This is a genomic window from Galbibacter sp. PAP.153, from assembly GCF_037029175.1.
Lineage (GTDB): Bacteria > Bacteroidota > Bacteroidia > Flavobacteriales > Flavobacteriaceae > Galbibacter > Galbibacter pacificus.
Window position 1 is genome coordinate 152,360 of record NZ_JAZEUN010000005.1, and the last position, 17,485, is coordinate 169,844.

The following is a 17,485-nucleotide window of genomic DNA, read 5'->3' on the forward strand; positions in this document are numbered from 1 at the left end:
GACTTTAATTTGGGTTATTGATATATCTGTGCGATAGTTTCATTTCAATATTTCGTTCACCATCCTTTTCATTCAGTTCTAAAATTGCCCTACGGTCATTGGACAATGAAAATTTTGGCAACACATAAACGAACCGTACCGTTTCACCTTCTGCAATTTTTGAAGGCAGATTATGTTTGTAAATCGGCTCTTGATACAATCGTTGCAACGATTTCCTTTTTCCTTTTTGTCGTGTTTCAATCGAAAGGTTCAAGAAATTCAAATCGTAATCCAATGTGGAATTGTTCTCAATCTGGATGACGAAGTACAGTTCTTTTTTATCGAAAACGATATTCTCAACACGTAAAACAATACCTTCATTTCGCTTTTTGATTCGACCAATGCGCTGTTTACTATTGAGAAGGTATGCGCAGAATTTTTGGTAATGATATGTTCTGTTATCTACCCGCTCTTTAGAAGATTCAGCAAGAATTGAATCAGTTACAATCGGTTTTTCATTCCCGATACTACTTGATATCGGAATAAAATAATTGAGCTTAGAAAGCTGTTTTTTATACCTTACAATATACGAAAAAATTGAGCCATTTCGATTGACTACCAGCAAATTACTTTCCTTTCCAGGCTTGGCTTGCAACAGGCCAAAATATTGTTCTTTTTCACGATTGTAGGTAAAGACAAAATTATCTGAACCAGTTATACCTTGCCGAATAGGTTCTGGGAAGAATAGTGCCACATTTTTAGTGTCGTTTGCATAAATGGTATCAAGTAAGTGGGTGGTTTGTGCGTTCGCTTTCGCGAAAGCGAAAACAAATACCATTATGAATATATAATTATATCGTCTCATAGTTTTGGTTTTAGAATTAATCTGTAATTGTTCAGGACGGTTACTTTTACCCTGCGGTTAGAACGCCTGAATACTTGTGTAAGTCCGCCAACTTGCGGTACGCTTGGAATATTAATATCACCAATTACATCATCAAAGACCTCTCTGGTCACCTCTTCCCTAAAGTTATTTTCGACATAGATACCCTCACTACCGTCTTGCAAATCGAAGGCTTTTAGTTTGGTAGGGTGGTGTTTAATATTCTCAATTTCGATTAAAGCACGATTGGGCTGAAAACTGATAAAGCCGAAAACCGGTGTGTTCTTTGGCATCAGTTTACCATTGATAATAGCCGATTTGGTTAGGCGCATCCGTAATCGGGTATTTGCTTGAACAATTTGGTCACCATCTACGACTACATAAATCGTTTCATCAGTATTGCCTATAATTGAAATTTCATTGGGCTTTGGCGAGGCCGCAAAGAACAGTTGATGTTCCAGGCCCAATTCTTTGGCTTCAATTTTTTGTTCCCTTTTAACTTCAGCAGAATCCACCTTTGGTACCGTTTGCTGAACAACTCGCTTATGTCCCAAATTTTGGTAGCGTTTTTCGGAATACTTTATCTTACCAGCCTTGTAAATGCTATCCACGATGCGTTGCTTTTTTTGTTCGGGCAAATCGGGATTATACAGTCCCGTAGAATCCAAGAGCTTTTCATCGTAGATGCTCGGTGCGGTGCTTTCACGCACTTCCTTGAGGTCGTTTATGGCATCGAGTTTGGAATCGTATTCCTTTTGGTCATCTTCCAGTTCAGGAACAAGCGTCTGTTGCAAGGTGTCTTCATCATTGTCCTCATCTTCCATAAGCATCACTGAATATGAGATGAGGAAGAGGAAAATGATGGCGAGGACACCAGCAAAAATGATTTTATTCTTTTCTACTTTCATAATCTATTTTTCTTAAAGTGTTTTCGAAATAATTGGTAATCAACAAGCCGTGTGGATTGTTGGGAAAGTTTCGGTCAACCATAATCAGGTTTCCAGTGGAAACCAACTCGTAGGTATCGATGACTGAACCTCTATTGATTTCAAAAATGGTTGTTGTGGTAAAATTGTATGTGCCATTGCTTTCTGAAATTCTTGAATCGATACTCAATACTTTTTGAACCAAGGAATACTGCAACAATCTGTTATAAACACCATCTGCTTTTTTCTGACGGTACAGATTGTCAACAGAACTGTTGCCCAACCAAAGTGCTTTTTTGAGATTGCGTTCATAATTGCTTGCATCAATATTGTAGAAATAAGTGTGAAATATTTCCAGGTGCGCCAATGCTTCCACCTTAAAATTCTCTTTTTGGGTAACGAGCTTGAGCGGAATAATTGTGCCATCAGTATTGATTGCAAAGGCGCTGTTGAGCGCCTTCTGATTGGTGTTGAATACCATCCAAACTGAAAAAGTGGTGGATAGCAGCGAACAAATGACGACCGCCAAAACAATAAACCGATTGAGCTTTAGGACGTTGTATATATTTTTATAGGGTGTTTTCATTTTGAATTGAATTAGTTGGTAAAGAGTCTGAGCGTAAAGGATGTGGCACGTCTGTACAATTTGAATTTCAGGAAGACGATAAAGCCAACAGAACCCAATTGAACGACAGGTGCAAAAAAGCCCTGACCTGTGTCAGTTCCGAACAGGTTGACCCAGAAATTGGTGTTGATTTCCGTATAAATGGCATTGATAAACACATTGACCAAAAAGAAGGCTGGCACGAGCATATAAACAGCAGCATACAATTTAAAGAAGGTATAGGCGAGCGAGCGAAACTTTTCAAATACGGCAAGGCTAATGACCAAAGGAAAAAAGGCTTGCATTATTCCCAAAAGGAAAAAACGCTCTGCCAAGAATAGCGGATAGATGAACAAATCCAATATCCAGAGTATGGTACTTAATATAAAGGCCAAAATTTTGAATCCAAACAATGGTGTTACCAACGCCTCGTACAAAAGTGTCATTGCCGAACTTGCAGCATCAAAAAGACTTACATCTTCCTCTAATGGTATATCCTGCATCTGCAAGGGCAACAACGCAGGTGCAGTTCCTCGATACTGCCCTTCGATGGCCACTAAAATCCCATCAAAAAACCCTAATACCTGCGTTGAGAATATGACCAAAAGCACAATGGCAAAATTCTTGGCCAATTCGCCCGGACTCAACCCCCAAGTGTAGCCGTCTTTATCAGCAACGCCTTCGTTGTATTTTTTAAGAATATTGACCAAGAAAAATAGGACAGCGAGCGTTTTCATTCCAGCAATGGTGTATTGTGAAAAGTCGCTGGCCTGTATGGTCTGGAACACCGTATCTACGTATTCCAAGCCAATCCCTAAAATGATGGTCGCGGTCATTTTTAATATCCTGTTTCTCGATTATTGACTTTATCCTGCATTTTTCTGAAAGAAATAATGTCTCGATAGCGTTTCGTTTTTGTAGTGATGTTGGCAACCATTTGCTTTGATTCCAATTCTTTTGCTTTCAGTATTTCTGCACGTTCGGCATCGCTCATTTTTAAGTAATCGCTGGATAGAACTTCGTCTATAAAATCCACCGTGTCCAATGAATTTTGTACAATGGTTTCAAAAGAACCCATAACCTTGTCTATTTCCTCGGGTTTGATGTAAGGCGAATTAAGAATATCCTGAAGGTCATTTTGCATTACATTGATAAGGCGCTGATTGTTCTGTGCGATTTCCTCAACTGCCCTAAGCTGTTGGACAACGCTTGAAACTTTTTCAATAGCTTCTTTGGCATCCTTCAAGAATTTTACGGACTTAATCATTTCTGCCGTCTGTTTGCCCGATTCCAAGAGTTGTTTTACCAAACTGATGAAGTTGGTATTGTCATAAACTGGCATTCCTTGAGCAGTAGCACTACCTGACATAAACAACATCAAGGCTACTGTCATTATTAAAATTCTGATTTTTGTTTTCATAATATTATGTTTTAGATGTGAATTGAATTATTGCTTTTTCCATATCCTGATGCTCGTTGTAGACCTTCATTATTTCTTCGTTTTCCTTTCCATCAGTCAAGTAAGCTGCATAGACTTCCTTCGGAACTTCCAACCGGAAGATGTTACTTTCCTTCCCAATTTTGATGAACATCTCGGTGTACTTGCGAGGTCCGGAAAGATTATTCTTGATGGATTTTAGTTGGTTTAGGTCGTGGCTGGAAAGGTTAAGCCTTTTGACCAGCTCATCATAGCCTTTTTCGTTGTTTAGACTGTAGATTACTTGGGTGTTTTCAAGAATGCTTGCAGATGTGGAATTGTTGGGAAGCTGGTTTATGGATTGCAGAATGATACCAATGGCACCATTTTGTTTTCTAATAGCCTGGTAATAGAATTCCACACTTTCCAATACATTATCAAACTTCAGTTGCTTGGCAAACTCATCGAAAAGGATAATCCCTTTTTCGGCTCGATTACGCCAAATGGTACGTTGGATGGCAGACTTGATGAGCTTGAGCATTACGGACAGGATTTCTTTGTTATCCTTTACCTCGTCCAGCTCAAAAACAATCAATCGCTTGTCTTCTATTTTGTAGGTCTGGTCTTCGCTTACCTCAAATAGAAAACTATATAGACCATCGCCGACATACTCGGACATTACGTGCAAAAAGCTCGTTACATTAAAGTAGTCGGGATGGATTTTAAGGGTATTCAGAATATCTTTCTGATGCCTTTCTATAAAGTTGTAGAAACCTTCCAGTGAATGGTTTTCTGAAATGCTATCGTAATAATGGCGCAATATCTTTTTGACCGAAACGGATTGGGCTTTGGTCACTTTTAAATCTGATGCGAACAGTTCAAAAAGAAAGACAGATAAATCCTCTAAGCGTTCTGGTGTCAGGTCATTTTTATCGCTTATGAAGAATGGGTTGATACTCAAGTTTTTTCCACTTTCGTAGCGAAGCACGGTGTACTTCTCAGGATAAAGTTTGGCGAATTTTGTGTACGAGCCACCCAAGTCTATGATGACCAGGCGAACGCCACTTTCAAAATATTGGCGCAGTATGTTATTCGCAAGGAACGATTTGCCTTCGCCTGTTGGTGCAAATATGGCAAAGTTTCGTGCTTTGATACGCTTCTTTCGTTCATCCCAAACATCCTTTAAAACTGGAATGTTATGTTCCCTGTCATTAAAGATAATTCCGGTATCATCTGATTTGTAGTTGGTATTATTGATGAACAGACAAAGTGCGTGCTTTAAGTCGGTGACGTATAAATCATTGTTCGAAAAGTTGGATGAGAAACAGCAAAAGCTGTTTAGAATATAGTTCTTGCGTTCTTCGCCTCTCGGATAGTATGGGATGATATCCAGTTCTTTAAACTCAGTTTTAATTTTGGAAGTGATTGCATCGAGACTCTTTTTGTCTTTCGCCCAATAAACTACGTTCAAATGACCTCGGATGATCCGCGCATTATCGTCGGCATTGATTTGTTCAAGTATGTGCTGGATTTTACCCAACACCACTTTATTCTGCGAACCGAAGTTTGAACTTTTGTTTAGCTCTTCAACTTTCTTGTCAAGCAGTTTTCGCCATTTCTGTTTGTCATCCAAATACAGAATTTGGTTGACGATGTGGTTCTCATTCAGCGTAAGCCCTAAGCCATCAATAAACCCTTGATGAAACACAAAATCGTCTGAAGTGAATTTCTCATTGGTCTTGCTACTCTGTACACTTTCGCCAAAGCACAGTTCGCTATTGACGGCCAGGGCATCAAAATGGTTATCGCCAATGGTGACGTTCTTTTTTTCCAGTAAGATGTCAGTATCGAATCCTTCACTAAATCCATTGAAATAGTTCGTGGTGAGCTGCTGTATTTCTTCCGATTGAAGCGAAACAAAACGCATCTTTCGGCTATTGTTGATGAAGGAAACAGAATCGCTTACTGCATTGGCAAATACTTTTATATTGTCATCCATTTGTTGGACAATTCCTTTGGAAACCTTACGGAACGGATTGACATATTTCGGATTTTTGAGTGCCTTGTTTTTGGTTAAAATGAAAAACAAATAGGATTGATGTTCGATATAACCACGCCCTTTAAAGTGTTTGTGTGTTGCCTTTTCGAGAAAGGATTCGTTGGGCAGCTGTTCTGAAGAGTAGGACTTCTTCAAATAGATGTCCTGTTTGTGAACGACCGTTCCAACAGGTAAAGACTTCAAAGCCTGAAACCAGGCACCGTGTATGTCTTCAAAATCCTTTTCGGATAGCGAATAGATTTCTGGTAGGGTCCCTTTATAACAAAGAATCACATTACCGTTATTGGCAAAGACGATATTATCCTGAATATCTGTAATGGGTTGGTATGCTGAAAGGTTCATCTTATTCATAATCGAAACCAGAGTTACGCTTGTTACTGATTATTTTAGGGAACGGATTGCTCATTTGGAAAAGCTGCGGATTGTTGGCTATGCGAGTCAAGGCAATATAAAGTCCACCATTAAAGACCATTAGCCCGATGATGATGCCAAAACTGAAGGAAAAGATGATAATGAGCAGCGATGCCAAAATAGATACCATCATCAATGCAAATAGCGAAATGGGCAGGCCAAAAATGACCGCCCGTTTCCGCATATTTCTATAGATTTCAAACTTCTTCACTACACTACGATGCCTATGAGATAGGTGAAGATTCCAACTACCGCGCCTGCAATGAGTACAAACACCAAGACACGGGTAATCCCTTTTTTAAGGTCAGCATTCTCACCAAAGAAATGACCTGCATTAAAAAGGAATCCAATGAGGAATATGACCCCTAAAATGATTGGGAAAATGGCTCTGATGGTATCGGAAACGTCATTTACCGAATCTTCAATACCACCAATTTGTGCAAAAAGCGATGTGGATAAGAGCGAAAGAAAGCCCGCCAAATAATATGTTTTTTTCATAACGAATGGGTTTAAAATTTTGGTTCATTTTCGTTATGTGAAATTTACATATATTTGAATATAAATAACTGAAAATCAAATATTTGTGAATAAAATATTATTTGATACTGTTTGGTTTTTAATGCTATTATTTGACATCAAATTCTATGAAATTTTGAAGTGTAACTGTTGAAAACCTAAAATTGGAAAATGAAAAAGTGGCTCAAAAACGTCAGTTTTATGATTTTGCTTCTCAAAAGTTGCTTGCTTTTGGGTCAGGATTTGGATGAGAAAAAAATCATCGTAATTGACCCTGGCCACGGCGGAAATGATTCTGGTGCAATTGGGGTAAATAACTTAAAGGAAAAGAGTATCACCTTGGAAATAGCAAGGTTGATTTCAGAATTGGCCGAGAAAAACCACAATAAAACAGTGGAAATTTATCAAACACGTTATAGCGATACCTTAATTTCTTTAAGTGATAGGGGCAAGCTGGCCAAAGTTCTAAATGTAGATTTGTTCCTGTCATTGCATTGCAATCATTCGGATAATCCTAATGCTCGTGGTGTAGAAATCTATGTGTTCAATCAAAGGTCGAAGTTTTTGGATGAAGCAACTTGGTTTGGCTTTCAATTACAAGCTGATTTGAACGACAAGTTGGGATTTGAAAGTAGAGGTGTAAAGTTTGCCAATTTTCAGGTCCTTCGGGAAACCACAGACTTTATGCCATCGGTACTTTTGGAATTGGGGTTTTTGAGTAATGAAGATGAAGGCAATTATATTTCAGAATATTCAAATATTAAGAAGGTTGCGCTCGCCATCTTATCACTTATAAAGACATTAGAATTATGAAAGAACTGTTTTTAGAGTTAATAAAGAGCTTAAAGGACATTGTGCTGCAATTTATCTCAGAGGTTATTCAATTATGTAATTATTTCCGAAGTGATAGAAATTAAGTTTTGGCAGAATATGCTATTTTTTGCCAAAGTTTAATTTGCGTAAAAATTTTACTTCCTTTTATCCACAGCCCCTTTATCAAAAGCAATCAAGTTGAACAATTCCCGCATCCGACTACGGACACGGTTGCCATAGCGTTCTTCCAGTTCTTCAGCATTCAGATTGGTAGTGGCGTGGGTCTTTATTTTCCGTTTGGTATCGAGGTAGAGTTCATAGCGAGATAAAAGCACTTCACCCATTACGTTCAGATCCTTGCCATAAAAACGGCCGGCAGGTTCCACGCCCAAATCGTCAAAACAATAGAATTTGGTGTTGCCGTATTCCTCAACTGTCTTAAATCCTAAATGGTTAAAGCTGAAGGTCACATTCCGGCAGGGAATCATTTCATAGGGTCTTTGCAAAGGCACAATGTGGCGAAGCAGTTTCATCAAACTGGTTTTGCCACAGCCCACAGGCCCGGAAAGCAAAATGCCTTTTTCAACATCGATGTCATACTTCTCACAATTATCCTTATCCTTTATGAAATAGGAACAGAGCTTCAGCAAGATACCTTTGTCTTCATCATAAATTCTAAACTTTTTACCAAACAGCAACTTGCCTTTGGCATTCAAGTAAATCAAGATTTTTGGGAAATCATAAAGCACACTTTTACCATCAAACTTGCCCAGCGAATATTCCACGCCGCCTTCGGTAATTTTAGAGGGGTTGTCCATAATCTTTATTTTTAGTGGTTCGCAAGTTGTCCTTGATTTGGGACGGTTGTTTTTTCTTTGGCTTGTTTTCTGACTCAAATAATTCGGTCCTGTCCATCCAGTTGATGGCCACGGCGCGCCAATCGCGAATCGGTTCGCCATCGCCTGTTTGCCAATCTCGTTCATCGTAGTGCTGGTAAAACTTTTCAGCTTCAGCTTTATCAAAATTCTTTTCTTCAAAAAAATCAATGACGGCCAGACAGTCCTTTGGCTGTTTTATATAGTTTTCTTGTTTGATATTGTTTGTATTAGATACCAATACTTGTCCATTGGTGGGACGGTGTTGGTACACTGCTTGTCCATTTTTGAGATGGTGGTGTCCCTCAAGCGGTACACCTCTGGGATAGTACTGTTCCGCAAGTTGTTCCAATATGGGATTGTACTGTCCCGTAGCTGGTTCATCACTTGTACCGATAATGGACATCTTGATTTTACTGCCCTTGTATGGATTGTTGGACGGGAAATAGGATAAATATTCCCACGAATGAAGTTCTGTAATGCATCTGTGATAGGTAGATTTTGACCCAATTTTGGCCACGCGCATCAATTCCCTGCGGTTCACATAGAATTCGTCCATAAAACGGCAACTGTTCCATTCCTGGAACAGCGCCATATACAGACTGATATGGGTAGGGTTTAGGCGGTCATCAAAATAGAACTTTTCAAAAGCCGCGTTGAGTAGCTTTATGTAGTTCATTGTTTCAGGAATTTACCCCGTGTTGCACACGGTTGGCATCCATTACCTTTTGAATTTCCTCGGCATCATAATAGATGATGCCGCCTACTTTAGTGTATGGCAAGGTGCCATTGATGCGAAGGTTCTGAAGTGTTCCCGGACTCACTTGAAGCAAATTCATTACTTCGGAGGACTTAAGGTATTTCTTGATTTTTCCAGAAGCCTGTTTGGACAATAGATTTTTGATGTCATCGAGCAATTCCATCTTGAATTCCCGAAGGTCGTCTGTGGTGATGATACTTGTCGGCATAATAGAACGATTTAAAAGAAAGGGACTATCACATCGCTGTCAACTAATTTGATAGCCCCTGACCCAATTTGACTTTCGTTCTACAAATTTGATATGGATTATCGGATTTTCTTCCCTAGTACGACCGTACTACGGTCAAAGTTTAACATCTTGAAATTTGGGGTGTTTTGACGGTATTTGAGAGTGCGACTGCGAAATTCTATCTATAATATGATTCATATTATATAAGCAGTAGACTGAAAACCAAAACACCGTAGGTCAACCGTACTACGGTCTTTTTTTAACATTTTAATTTGATGTGTAAACGGCTGATAAACAATACTATTTCTCACTTTTATCCATTTCAGAAAGAAGGGAAGTGGACAGCTCATCGAGGAAAAGGGTTCGGCTTTTTTTTCTGTATTTGATGTCTTGATAGGTTTTATAGATGTCTTTCGGCTCAACATCGAAAATCTGACTTAAATAATCTGAAATTTTAACAATGCTCAGATTATTTTTAGCGCCAAGCCCTTTAGCGTGAAGCGCATAAATTAGTTCCACATAGTCTGTATTGCTGAACGGCCAATGCATTTTTTCGAGGTTAGATAGGGAAATCTCATTTCCATTCAACCCGTTCTTTAATCTATTTTGCTTGTCCACTAAATATTTGGTTAGGGATTTGTAGGCATTGTACTTGCCGAGCAACATATCTCGTGCTGTGCAGAATTCCGGGTCTTGAAAATAGAATTTGGAAAGTGTGATATGATACCCATTGAGATAATCACGAGTGTAATATTCTTTGTCAAAATGCGCCTGCCCTGATTCAATGTATCTTCCGAAGTCCAGATTGTAGAGAAAGAATCGATTGAGTTTGTTGCTTTTCTTTTTGATGGATTTAAGCTGGCTTTTTAAGTCGATTTTTGGGAACTGAATTTCAAACGAATGGATTTCGGAATAGTAGATTAACTCAACGAGAGGGACTTGTTTGGTTACTTTAAAAAAATGGATTTCATCTTGGATGGATTTGAAGCCTTGCGACAGGACCTCTTTTTTAAGTGTGCTTAATGAATCACGGCAGAGCCCAATGGAACGGTGAGCCCTTTCAAGGATACTCTTATTTTGAAGTTTTATATCATCGAGTTCTTTTTTTAGTCGCTGAGTTAATAATTGAAAGTCCATAAGCAGGTGTATTTTGATATGAAACCATAGAAATGGGATTTAGTTGATGCGGTTGGTTAGATGATATCATAGTCCTGCAAAACGATATAAATGAATGCCACGGGGCATTAAATTTGTGGTTCATTGGTGTATTTTATGGAACTCTCACTAAAATAATTTTACTTCGTAAACGTACAAGGAAAACTTACCGTATTTAATTACGGAACGAGCCGTATTTTTCTACGGAAACCCTGTGAGACACTGAATATGCTTAGATCTTTAGAGAGGTAATTTACTTATCTTTTTTTGCGAAATCTCTTTAAAAATTCACGACGGTTCTTCACACCGGTTTTCTTGAATATGTTTGAGGCGTGTTTTGATACGGTGCTTTCGGCAATGAAAAGTTCCTCGGCAATCTTCTTATAACTAAGATTACCAAGGATTGATAGCGCAACTTCAATTTCCCTTCTCGTTAAATCCTCATAGATTATTTTGCGCTCTACAGATTCCTCGCGCTGTTTTTTCTTCAGGGCAAATACTTCATACATTCGAGTATTGTTTTCCAAAAAGTATAAATACCTATCAACCTCAATAGATGTAATGGAAAAGAAGGCCAAATTCATTACGGTAAAGGTTATCCATTGATAATCGCCTATCACGGTGCAAATGGGCAACAGAGCTATACTCGCTACGCTCACCATAGATAATTTGTTTCGCCTTAAAATAAAGGCATTGGGATTGCTCGGATTTGAAATACGACGATAGAAAATGATTAGAAATATAAATGCTATTAAGGATATTGGAATAGTAAAAAGAAAGCGAGCCGCATCTAACGAATCGGTCAAAAAATAAGGCATCAAAAAAAGAACGACATAGCTGCCACTCGCTAAAAATGCGAGATTTTTAATGGATGAATTGAATTTCAATACGACGATGTCATATTCTTTATAGAGGTAGTAAACAATGTAAACGCATAGTGCAATGGCCACACTATACGTAATGATATATTGAAGTATGAATGGTCCCGGAAAGTTATCTATGGGTAAAAATCCGCCCGTGGCATTGTACGCAATGAAAAGGATGCCGAGATATAAAAACCGTCGAAGGCTACTTCGTGTATTTCTTCTTGAAAAGTAAAAAGTGAGCAATACAATGACCGTATCTATTAAAAGATAAAAGAAAGTTGTCCAATGTATCGACGTTCCAAACATTCAGTTTATTCATTTTTGGAAATAAATTTGTTAGTTGCTATATTTTTAGTGACATTATTCCATCGAAAAATTCTACCATTCATAGCGATATACACATCCGGTTTTAAAAATTGTAATGCACTGACTGCAAAACCCAAATTGAAAGAAGCATCTGTATTTTTAGAATCTCCCATTATAAATGAGCCTACAAGAACAATGGTTTTTTTAAGTCCTTGATTTCCAATGTACATTGCGGTATTTTCCATTGTGAAAGTGCCGTGGGTTATCAGGAATTTTTCTGCCTTTGAAGCTTTTATTTTTTTTAGCAAAAAATTTCTATCCTCATCGGTAATCGACCGGCTATCTTTAGCAAATGCCTTTTCTATTATATATGGGAAGGAAACATTGGCAGATTCAATAAGTTCTCTAATAGTTATTTTACTTTGTTTTTGCTTATTTTCTTGTTTTTCATAATCCAAGCCCTCAATGGTGCCTCCTGTTGTAAGAATGTGTATCATTTTATAAACTTTATTAGTTTGTAAATCCCTTGTTTACTCAATGCTTGTGAATATTCCCTTTCAGCACAAAAAAGTAGAGCAGAAAGGCGGCAATAACCAAGAGAACAAGGGCAATAATGCCTTTTATTTTATCTTTTTTTGTGATTTTGTTCTCAGTTGGTTTTTGAACTTTTTTCTTCCTTCTATTTCTTCTACTTTGAGACATCCTGGTATACTATTTCCAATTCATTTTCTGCAAACGTATCGCATTGAGAATGGCCAAAAAGGCCACACCGACATCTGCAAATACGGCCTCCCACATAGTCGCCATTCCGAAAGCACCTAAGACCATAACGGCAATTTTAACACCAAATGCCAAGGTGATATTCTGCCATACAATTTTCCTTGTGGATCGGCCAATCTTAATTGCCCCGGCAATTTTAGAAGGCTGGTCGGTCTGGATGATGACATCTGCGGTCTCAATGGCCACATCACTTCCCAAGCCCCCCATTGCCATACCTACATCGCTGGTCGCCAGTACAGGGGCATCGTTGATGCCATCGCCAATAAAAGCCACCGTAGTGCCCGTATCTTTTTGAAGCCGCTCCACCTCGTTGAGCTTATCTTCGGGCAACAATCCGCCCATAGCAGTATCCACGCCCATTTCCCTACCAACCTCTTTGGTAATGGAATCCTTGTCCCCAGAAAGCATTATGATTCTCGATATCCCCGCTTTACGGATTTGTTCGATTGCTTCGTGGGCATCTTCCTTCAATTCATCGGCAATGGTTACGTAGCCTGCAAATTGACCATCTATGGCAACTATTACAATAGATTCTACAATGCTTTCAGTTTCTTTGGGAACACTGATATTGTTTGATGTCATTAGTGCCTCATTACCCACTAAAACGGTTTTACCGTTTACAGTGCCTTTCAAGCCTTTTCCGGCAACCTCGGATACTTCGGAAGCTTCAAAATCCGTACCTTCGGCCTTATATTCCAATATCGCCTGGGCAATGGGATGGGTGGACTGTTCTTCCATCGCCATCAGATATTTCATAAATTCCGCTTCCGGGAAAGCATCATTATTGACAACATCCTTGATTTTAAACACACCCTTAGTAACCGTTCCGGTCTTATCCATTACCACCGTGTTTACTTTAGTCATCGCATCAAGGAAAGATGCTCCCTTGAACAATATTCCATTTCGGGATGCGGCACCAAGGCCACCGAAATAGCCCAATGGAATCGAAATGACCAGGGCGCAGGGACAAGAAATAACAAGGAAAATCAAGGCACGGTATAACCAATCTTCAAAGATGTAATTATCGACAAATAGATAGGGTAAAAATGTCAGTCCAATTGCAAGGAATACCACGATGGGGGTGTACACCCTCGCAAACTTTCTGATGAACAGTTCCGTTTTTGATTTACGGGCAGTAGCGTTCTGTACGAGATCAAGGATACGGGCAATGGAACTGTCCTTGAATTCCTTGGTTGTCTCGATTTCAATAACGCCATCGAGGTTGATGCTTCCGGCAAAAACCTTATCTCCTTTTGTAATGGTATCGGGTTTGCTTTCGCCGGTAATGGCAGCAGTATTGAGCGAAGCTTTTTCGGACAACAATTTACCATCCAAAGGGATTTTATCGCCCACACGTACCTGAATTTTTTCACCAACCTCGACCGCTTCGGGGTTAACGGAAACAAAATCGCCATTACGATATACCAAAGCTCTATTGGGACGCACATCCAAAAGAGCCTTTATATTACCCTTCGCTTTTTTGACCGCAGCACTTTGGAAAAGTTCGCCGACAGCGTAAAAAAGCATCACGGCCACGCCCTCGGGATATTCGCCTATGGCAAATGCCCCTAATGTGGCGATGGACATTAATAGGAATTCGGTAAAGAAATTGCCGTTTTTTATACTTTTCCAACCTTCAATAATTACAGGGATTCCCACGGGAATGTAGGCAACCACATACCAAAGGATACGAACCCAATCTTGGAAAAAAGATAAGGAAAGGAAATACTTAAAGAGGAGACCCATCACCAACATAATAAAGCTGAAAATTACGGGCCAAAAAATTTTAAAGCTTTTAGTATTACTATTATCATTTTTGCTATCGACATTACTGTTACAGCAACTTCCACAGCCTTCAATTGACTGTAAATTTTGTTTTTTCTTCATCGTGATTTTATTATTCCAGACCTTGATAGGGTTTATATTCTTTGTCCCCAAACTCTTTTTCGATTTGCAGGGTGGTATGCGTTATTTCATATTTTTCGTGCAATTGTTCCCGGATATCATAGATAAACTGATCCTCGTGCCCATCGGGAACGACCAGATGTGTAGAAAGTGCCGTTTCCGTGGTACTCATTGCCCAGATATGCAGATCGTGTACTTCTTCGACCCCTTCTATATCCATTAAGAACTTTTCCACTTCATCGATGTCGATGTTTTTGGGAACGGCATCGATGGCTATTTTTACGGAATCCCTAAGAAGTCCCCAGGCACTGTATAAAATGACCAGAACAATGACCAAACTAAGCGCAGGGTCTATCCACGTTAAGCCCGTGTATTTAATGGCCAGACCGCCAAGCAGCACTCCTAAGGTTACCCCGGCATCGGCAGCCATATGTAAAAATGCCCCGCGTATGTTCAGATCGCCTTTTGAACCTTTCCAAAATAGGAATGCGGTACCGGTGTTTACCACTAGGCCAATGGCCGCAACAATCATAACGAGATTGCCGGAAATCTCTGCCGGGTTCTGAAATTTTTGGATGGCGTCATAGGCAATCAATCCGGCCGCGCCAATAATGATAATACCGTTGATCATCGAGGCGAGAATGGTCGTTTTTCGTAAGCCATAGGTATAGCGTTTTGAAGGCCTTTTTGTGGCTATTTTAATAGCTGCCCACGCCAGTATAAGGCTGAAAACATCGCTAGCGTTGTGGGCTGCATCTGCAACAAGAGCGGAGGAATTGACCATAAATCCGTAATAAAGTTCTACCCCTACATAAATAGTATTTAAGGTTATGCCTATGCCAAATGCTTTTCCGTAGTTCTGTGAACCGTGTGAATGATCGTGTGCCATAATCAGTTATCTATTGTTTAGATTTTTCTTTAACTGTATTTCTGGACGGATAAACAATCGATAGTTTCTGCTCTTCCATAGTATTTTACTCGAATACTTTTGATACTTAATTTTATTTCTTATAGGCTAAAAGTCGGAGCGCATTGATCACCACTACCAATGTAGAACCTTCGTGAATAGCCACAGCGATACCTATACTTGCCCAGCTCATTATGGTCGCAGGTATTAAAAAGACAACAACCCCCAAGCTAACCCATAAGTTTTGCCTGATAATCGCTTTTGCTTTTCTGCTCAAACCAATGGCAAAGGGAAGGGTTTCCAGTTTATCGGCCATCAGTGCTATATCTGCGGTCTCCAAGGCCACGTCACTTCCCGCTGCACCCATTGCAATACCAACGGTACTGTTTGCCATAGCAGGTGCATCATTAACACCATCGCCCACCATTGCCAGTTTATTTTCCTGTTCCGCAAGTTTTTTGATGGCCTCCACTTTTTCTTCGGGAAGCAGACTTCCACGTGCTTCGGTCAAACCGATTTCCTCGGCTACAGCGTCGGCCACTTTCTGGTTGTCGCCGGTAAGCATTATCATTTTCTTGATGCCTATTTTCTTCAGTTGGGCAAGGGTTTCCTTGGCTTTTTCCCGTGGCGTGTCCATTAGCCCGAGCATCCCTATAAATTCATTGCCCCTTTTTATTAGCATCGTGGTTTTTCCTTCACCTTCAAGTGCTTTTACCTTTTCGGCAATTTCCTCAGGCACTCCGTTATCTATATCCTCGAACAGTTCCAGATTACCGATGTATATTGAATTGCCTTGATAATTGGCCTTTATGCCCTTACCCTGTACCGCTTCTAAGTCGTCGGCGTCAGCTATTTTGGAATCTTTTCCGAGTTGCTCCATCCCATCGCGCACAACTGCCTTTGCTAAAGGGTGGTCGCTCAGTTCCTCAACAGCGACCGCTGTTTCCAATAGTGCCTTTTTAACTATTGTTCCAAAACTTTCAACATCGGTAAGCTTTGGTTTTCCTTCGGTAAGCGTACCCGTTTTATCAAAGGCCAGCGCGGTAAGCACCCCTAAATCTTCCAGTGGGCGACCTCCCTTGATCAGGACCCCGCCACGTGCAGCCCGGGCCACACCACTGAGTACAGCAGATGGGGTAGAAATAGCAAGGGCACAGGGACTGGCCGCCACAAGTACCGCTAAGGATCGGTACAAGCTTTCGCTCCAAGTTTCATCGATTACCAAAAAGGCAAAATTTAAAATGATGACCAATAAAATTACAGAGGGCACATAATACCGTTCAAATTTGTCGGTCAATAACTGTGTAGGCGATTTTTGATCCTGGGCATCCTGGACCATCGTGACCAAGCGGTTTAGGGTAGAATCTTTAGCCTCTTTAATCACCTTTATCTCAAGGGTGTTGTTGCCATTGATGGTACCAGAGAACACACGGCTTTCATCGGGTATATCGCTGTCGCCGGTATATTCTTTATCCGAATTTTCGACAGGTTTTTTGTCCACAGGAACACTCTCGCCCGTTATAGGCGATTGGTCAATGCTACTGGAACCTTTGACAATCACGCCATCGGCCGATATTTTACTATTGGGGCGCACTACGATGATATCCCCTTTTTTTAGTTCTTCAATGCCCACTTCAACGGTATCGCCATCCTTTTTGATCAGGGAGGTCTTAGGCGCGAGGTCGGTCAATGCCGCAATGGACTTTTTTGCTTTGCCCATTGCATAGTTTTCCAGTGCGTGTCCCAGACTGAAAAGAAAGAGCAACAATGCACCTTCTGCCCATTCCCCCAGATAGGCCGCACCCGCAGCGGCGACCAACATAAGGAAATCAATTTCGAACTCGCCCTTGGCAACTTTCGTAATCGCTTCCTTGAGGGTAAAATAGCCGCCGAAAAAATAAGCCCCAATGTAAAGCCCAAAAGGCAAATTCTCCGAAACTCCTGTGAATTTTTCCAGCAGAAAACCGGTAATAAGGGTAAAGCCGCTTAAAATTGCAAAATAGAGTTCGGTGTTCTTTCCAAAAATACCTCCGTGGTCGTGATTGTGGTTGTTCTTTTTGTGGTGTTCTTTCTTTTTTTCCATAATTAAATATG

Annotated in this window: 18 protein-coding genes; 1 reads left to right on the plus strand and 17 read right to left on the minus strand. The window is 40.1% G+C overall.

Features of this window, described 5'->3' with window-relative positions; translation table 11 throughout:
* Positions 1 to 4: 4 nt before the first annotated feature.
* Genes UXI14_RS04245 through UXI14_RS04280 form a run of 8 tightly spaced genes read right to left on the minus strand, consistent with a single transcriptional unit; the run spans position 5 to position 6,777 of the window.
* Complete coding sequence (locus UXI14_RS04245) at positions 5 to 844, minus strand: DUF4138 domain-containing protein (protein WP_335965009.1); 840 nt, start codon at positions 842 to 844, stop codon at positions 5 to 7.
* Entirely contained in the window at positions 841 to 1,770 is a 930-nt protein-coding gene (gene traM, locus UXI14_RS04250) for a conjugative transposon protein TraM (protein WP_335965010.1), read from the minus strand. The genes UXI14_RS04245 and traM overlap by 4 nt, the downstream gene beginning before the upstream one ends.
* A complete protein-coding gene (locus UXI14_RS04255) occupies positions 1,751 to 2,374 on the minus strand; it encodes a conjugal transfer protein TraK (protein WP_335965011.1) in 624 nt (207 codons plus the stop codon). Before UXI14_RS04255 ends, traM begins: the two co-directional genes overlap by 20 nt.
* Positions 2,375 to 2,385: 11 nt before the next feature.
* Complete coding sequence (locus UXI14_RS04260) at positions 2,386 to 3,228, minus strand: hypothetical protein (protein WP_335965012.1); 843 nt, start codon at positions 3,226 to 3,228, stop codon at positions 2,386 to 2,388.
* Between the two features lie 2 nt (positions 3,229 to 3,230).
* The gene (locus UXI14_RS04265; protein ID WP_335965013.1) at positions 3,231 to 3,812 is read right to left on the minus strand and encodes a conjugal transfer protein; all 582 of its coding nucleotides are present in this window, start codon (positions 3,810 to 3,812) and stop codon (positions 3,231 to 3,233) included.
* Between the two features lie 4 nt (positions 3,813 to 3,816).
* Positions 3,817 to 6,219 carry a TraG family conjugative transposon ATPase gene (locus UXI14_RS04270; RefSeq protein ID WP_335965014.1) on the minus strand — a complete coding sequence of 801 codons (2,403 nt, stop codon included), beginning with the start codon at positions 6,217 to 6,219 and terminating at the stop codon, positions 3,817 to 3,819.
* Complete coding sequence (locus tag UXI14_RS04275) at positions 6,212 to 6,490, minus strand: hypothetical protein (protein ID WP_335965015.1); 279 nt, start codon at positions 6,488 to 6,490, stop codon at positions 6,212 to 6,214. The genes UXI14_RS04270 and UXI14_RS04275 overlap by 8 nt, the downstream gene beginning before the upstream one ends.
* Entirely contained in the window at positions 6,490 to 6,777 is a 288-nt protein-coding gene (locus UXI14_RS04280) for a hypothetical protein (protein WP_121847539.1), read from the minus strand. The genes UXI14_RS04275 and UXI14_RS04280 overlap by 1 nt, the downstream gene beginning before the upstream one ends.
* A gap of 219 nt (positions 6,778 to 6,996) precedes the next feature.
* Here UXI14_RS04280 and UXI14_RS04285 point away from each other — a divergent pair, with 219 nt between their 5' ends.
* A complete protein-coding gene (locus tag UXI14_RS04285) occupies positions 6,997 to 7,608 on the plus strand; it encodes an N-acetylmuramoyl-L-alanine amidase (RefSeq protein WP_335965016.1) in 612 nt (203 codons plus the stop codon).
* A gap of 155 nt (positions 7,609 to 7,763) precedes the next feature.
* Here the strand turns inward: UXI14_RS04285 and UXI14_RS04290 are convergent, their stop codons facing one another.
* From UXI14_RS04290 to UXI14_RS04330, 9 genes are all read right to left on the minus strand, one after another.
* Positions 7,764 to 8,426: an ATPase gene (locus UXI14_RS04290; RefSeq protein WP_335965017.1), complete on the minus strand. Its 663-nt coding sequence runs from the start codon at positions 8,424 to 8,426 to the stop codon at positions 7,764 to 7,766.
* Complete coding sequence (locus UXI14_RS04295; RefSeq protein WP_335965018.1) at positions 8,410 to 9,162, minus strand: hypothetical protein; 753 nt, start codon at positions 9,160 to 9,162, stop codon at positions 8,410 to 8,412. The genes UXI14_RS04290 and UXI14_RS04295 overlap by 17 nt, the downstream gene beginning before the upstream one ends.
* 4 nt (positions 9,163 to 9,166) lie before the next feature.
* Positions 9,167 to 9,451, minus strand: a complete 285-nt coding sequence (locus tag UXI14_RS04300) for a helix-turn-helix domain-containing protein (protein WP_335965019.1) — start codon at positions 9,449 to 9,451, stop codon at positions 9,167 to 9,169.
* A 321-nt stretch (positions 9,452 to 9,772) separates the two neighbouring features.
* Positions 9,773 to 10,609, minus strand: coding sequence for an RteC domain-containing protein (locus tag UXI14_RS04305; RefSeq protein WP_335965020.1), 837 nt, complete (start codon positions 10,607 to 10,609; stop codon positions 9,773 to 9,775).
* Positions 10,610 to 10,884: 275 nt separating this feature from the next.
* Entirely contained in the window at positions 10,885 to 11,799 is a 915-nt protein-coding gene (locus UXI14_RS04310; protein ID WP_335965021.1) for a helix-turn-helix transcriptional regulator, read from the minus strand.
* Between the two features lie 5 nt (positions 11,800 to 11,804).
* A complete protein-coding gene (locus UXI14_RS04315) occupies positions 11,805 to 12,296 on the minus strand; it encodes an asparaginase domain-containing protein (protein ID WP_335965022.1) in 492 nt (163 codons plus the stop codon).
* Positions 12,297 to 12,510: 214 nt separating this feature from the next.
* On the minus strand, positions 12,511 to 14,466 hold the full coding sequence (locus tag UXI14_RS04320; protein ID WP_335965023.1) for a heavy metal translocating P-type ATPase: 1,956 nt from the start codon (positions 14,464 to 14,466) through the stop codon (positions 12,511 to 12,513).
* A gap of 10 nt (positions 14,467 to 14,476) precedes the next feature.
* On the minus strand, positions 14,477 to 15,373 hold the full coding sequence (locus UXI14_RS04325; protein WP_335965024.1) for a cation diffusion facilitator family transporter: 897 nt from the start codon (positions 15,371 to 15,373) through the stop codon (positions 14,477 to 14,479).
* Between the two features lie 112 nt (positions 15,374 to 15,485).
* Complete coding sequence (locus UXI14_RS04330) at positions 15,486 to 17,474, minus strand: heavy metal translocating P-type ATPase (protein ID WP_335965025.1); 1,989 nt, start codon at positions 17,472 to 17,474, stop codon at positions 15,486 to 15,488.
* Between the last annotated feature and the right edge of the window lie 11 nt (positions 17,475 to 17,485).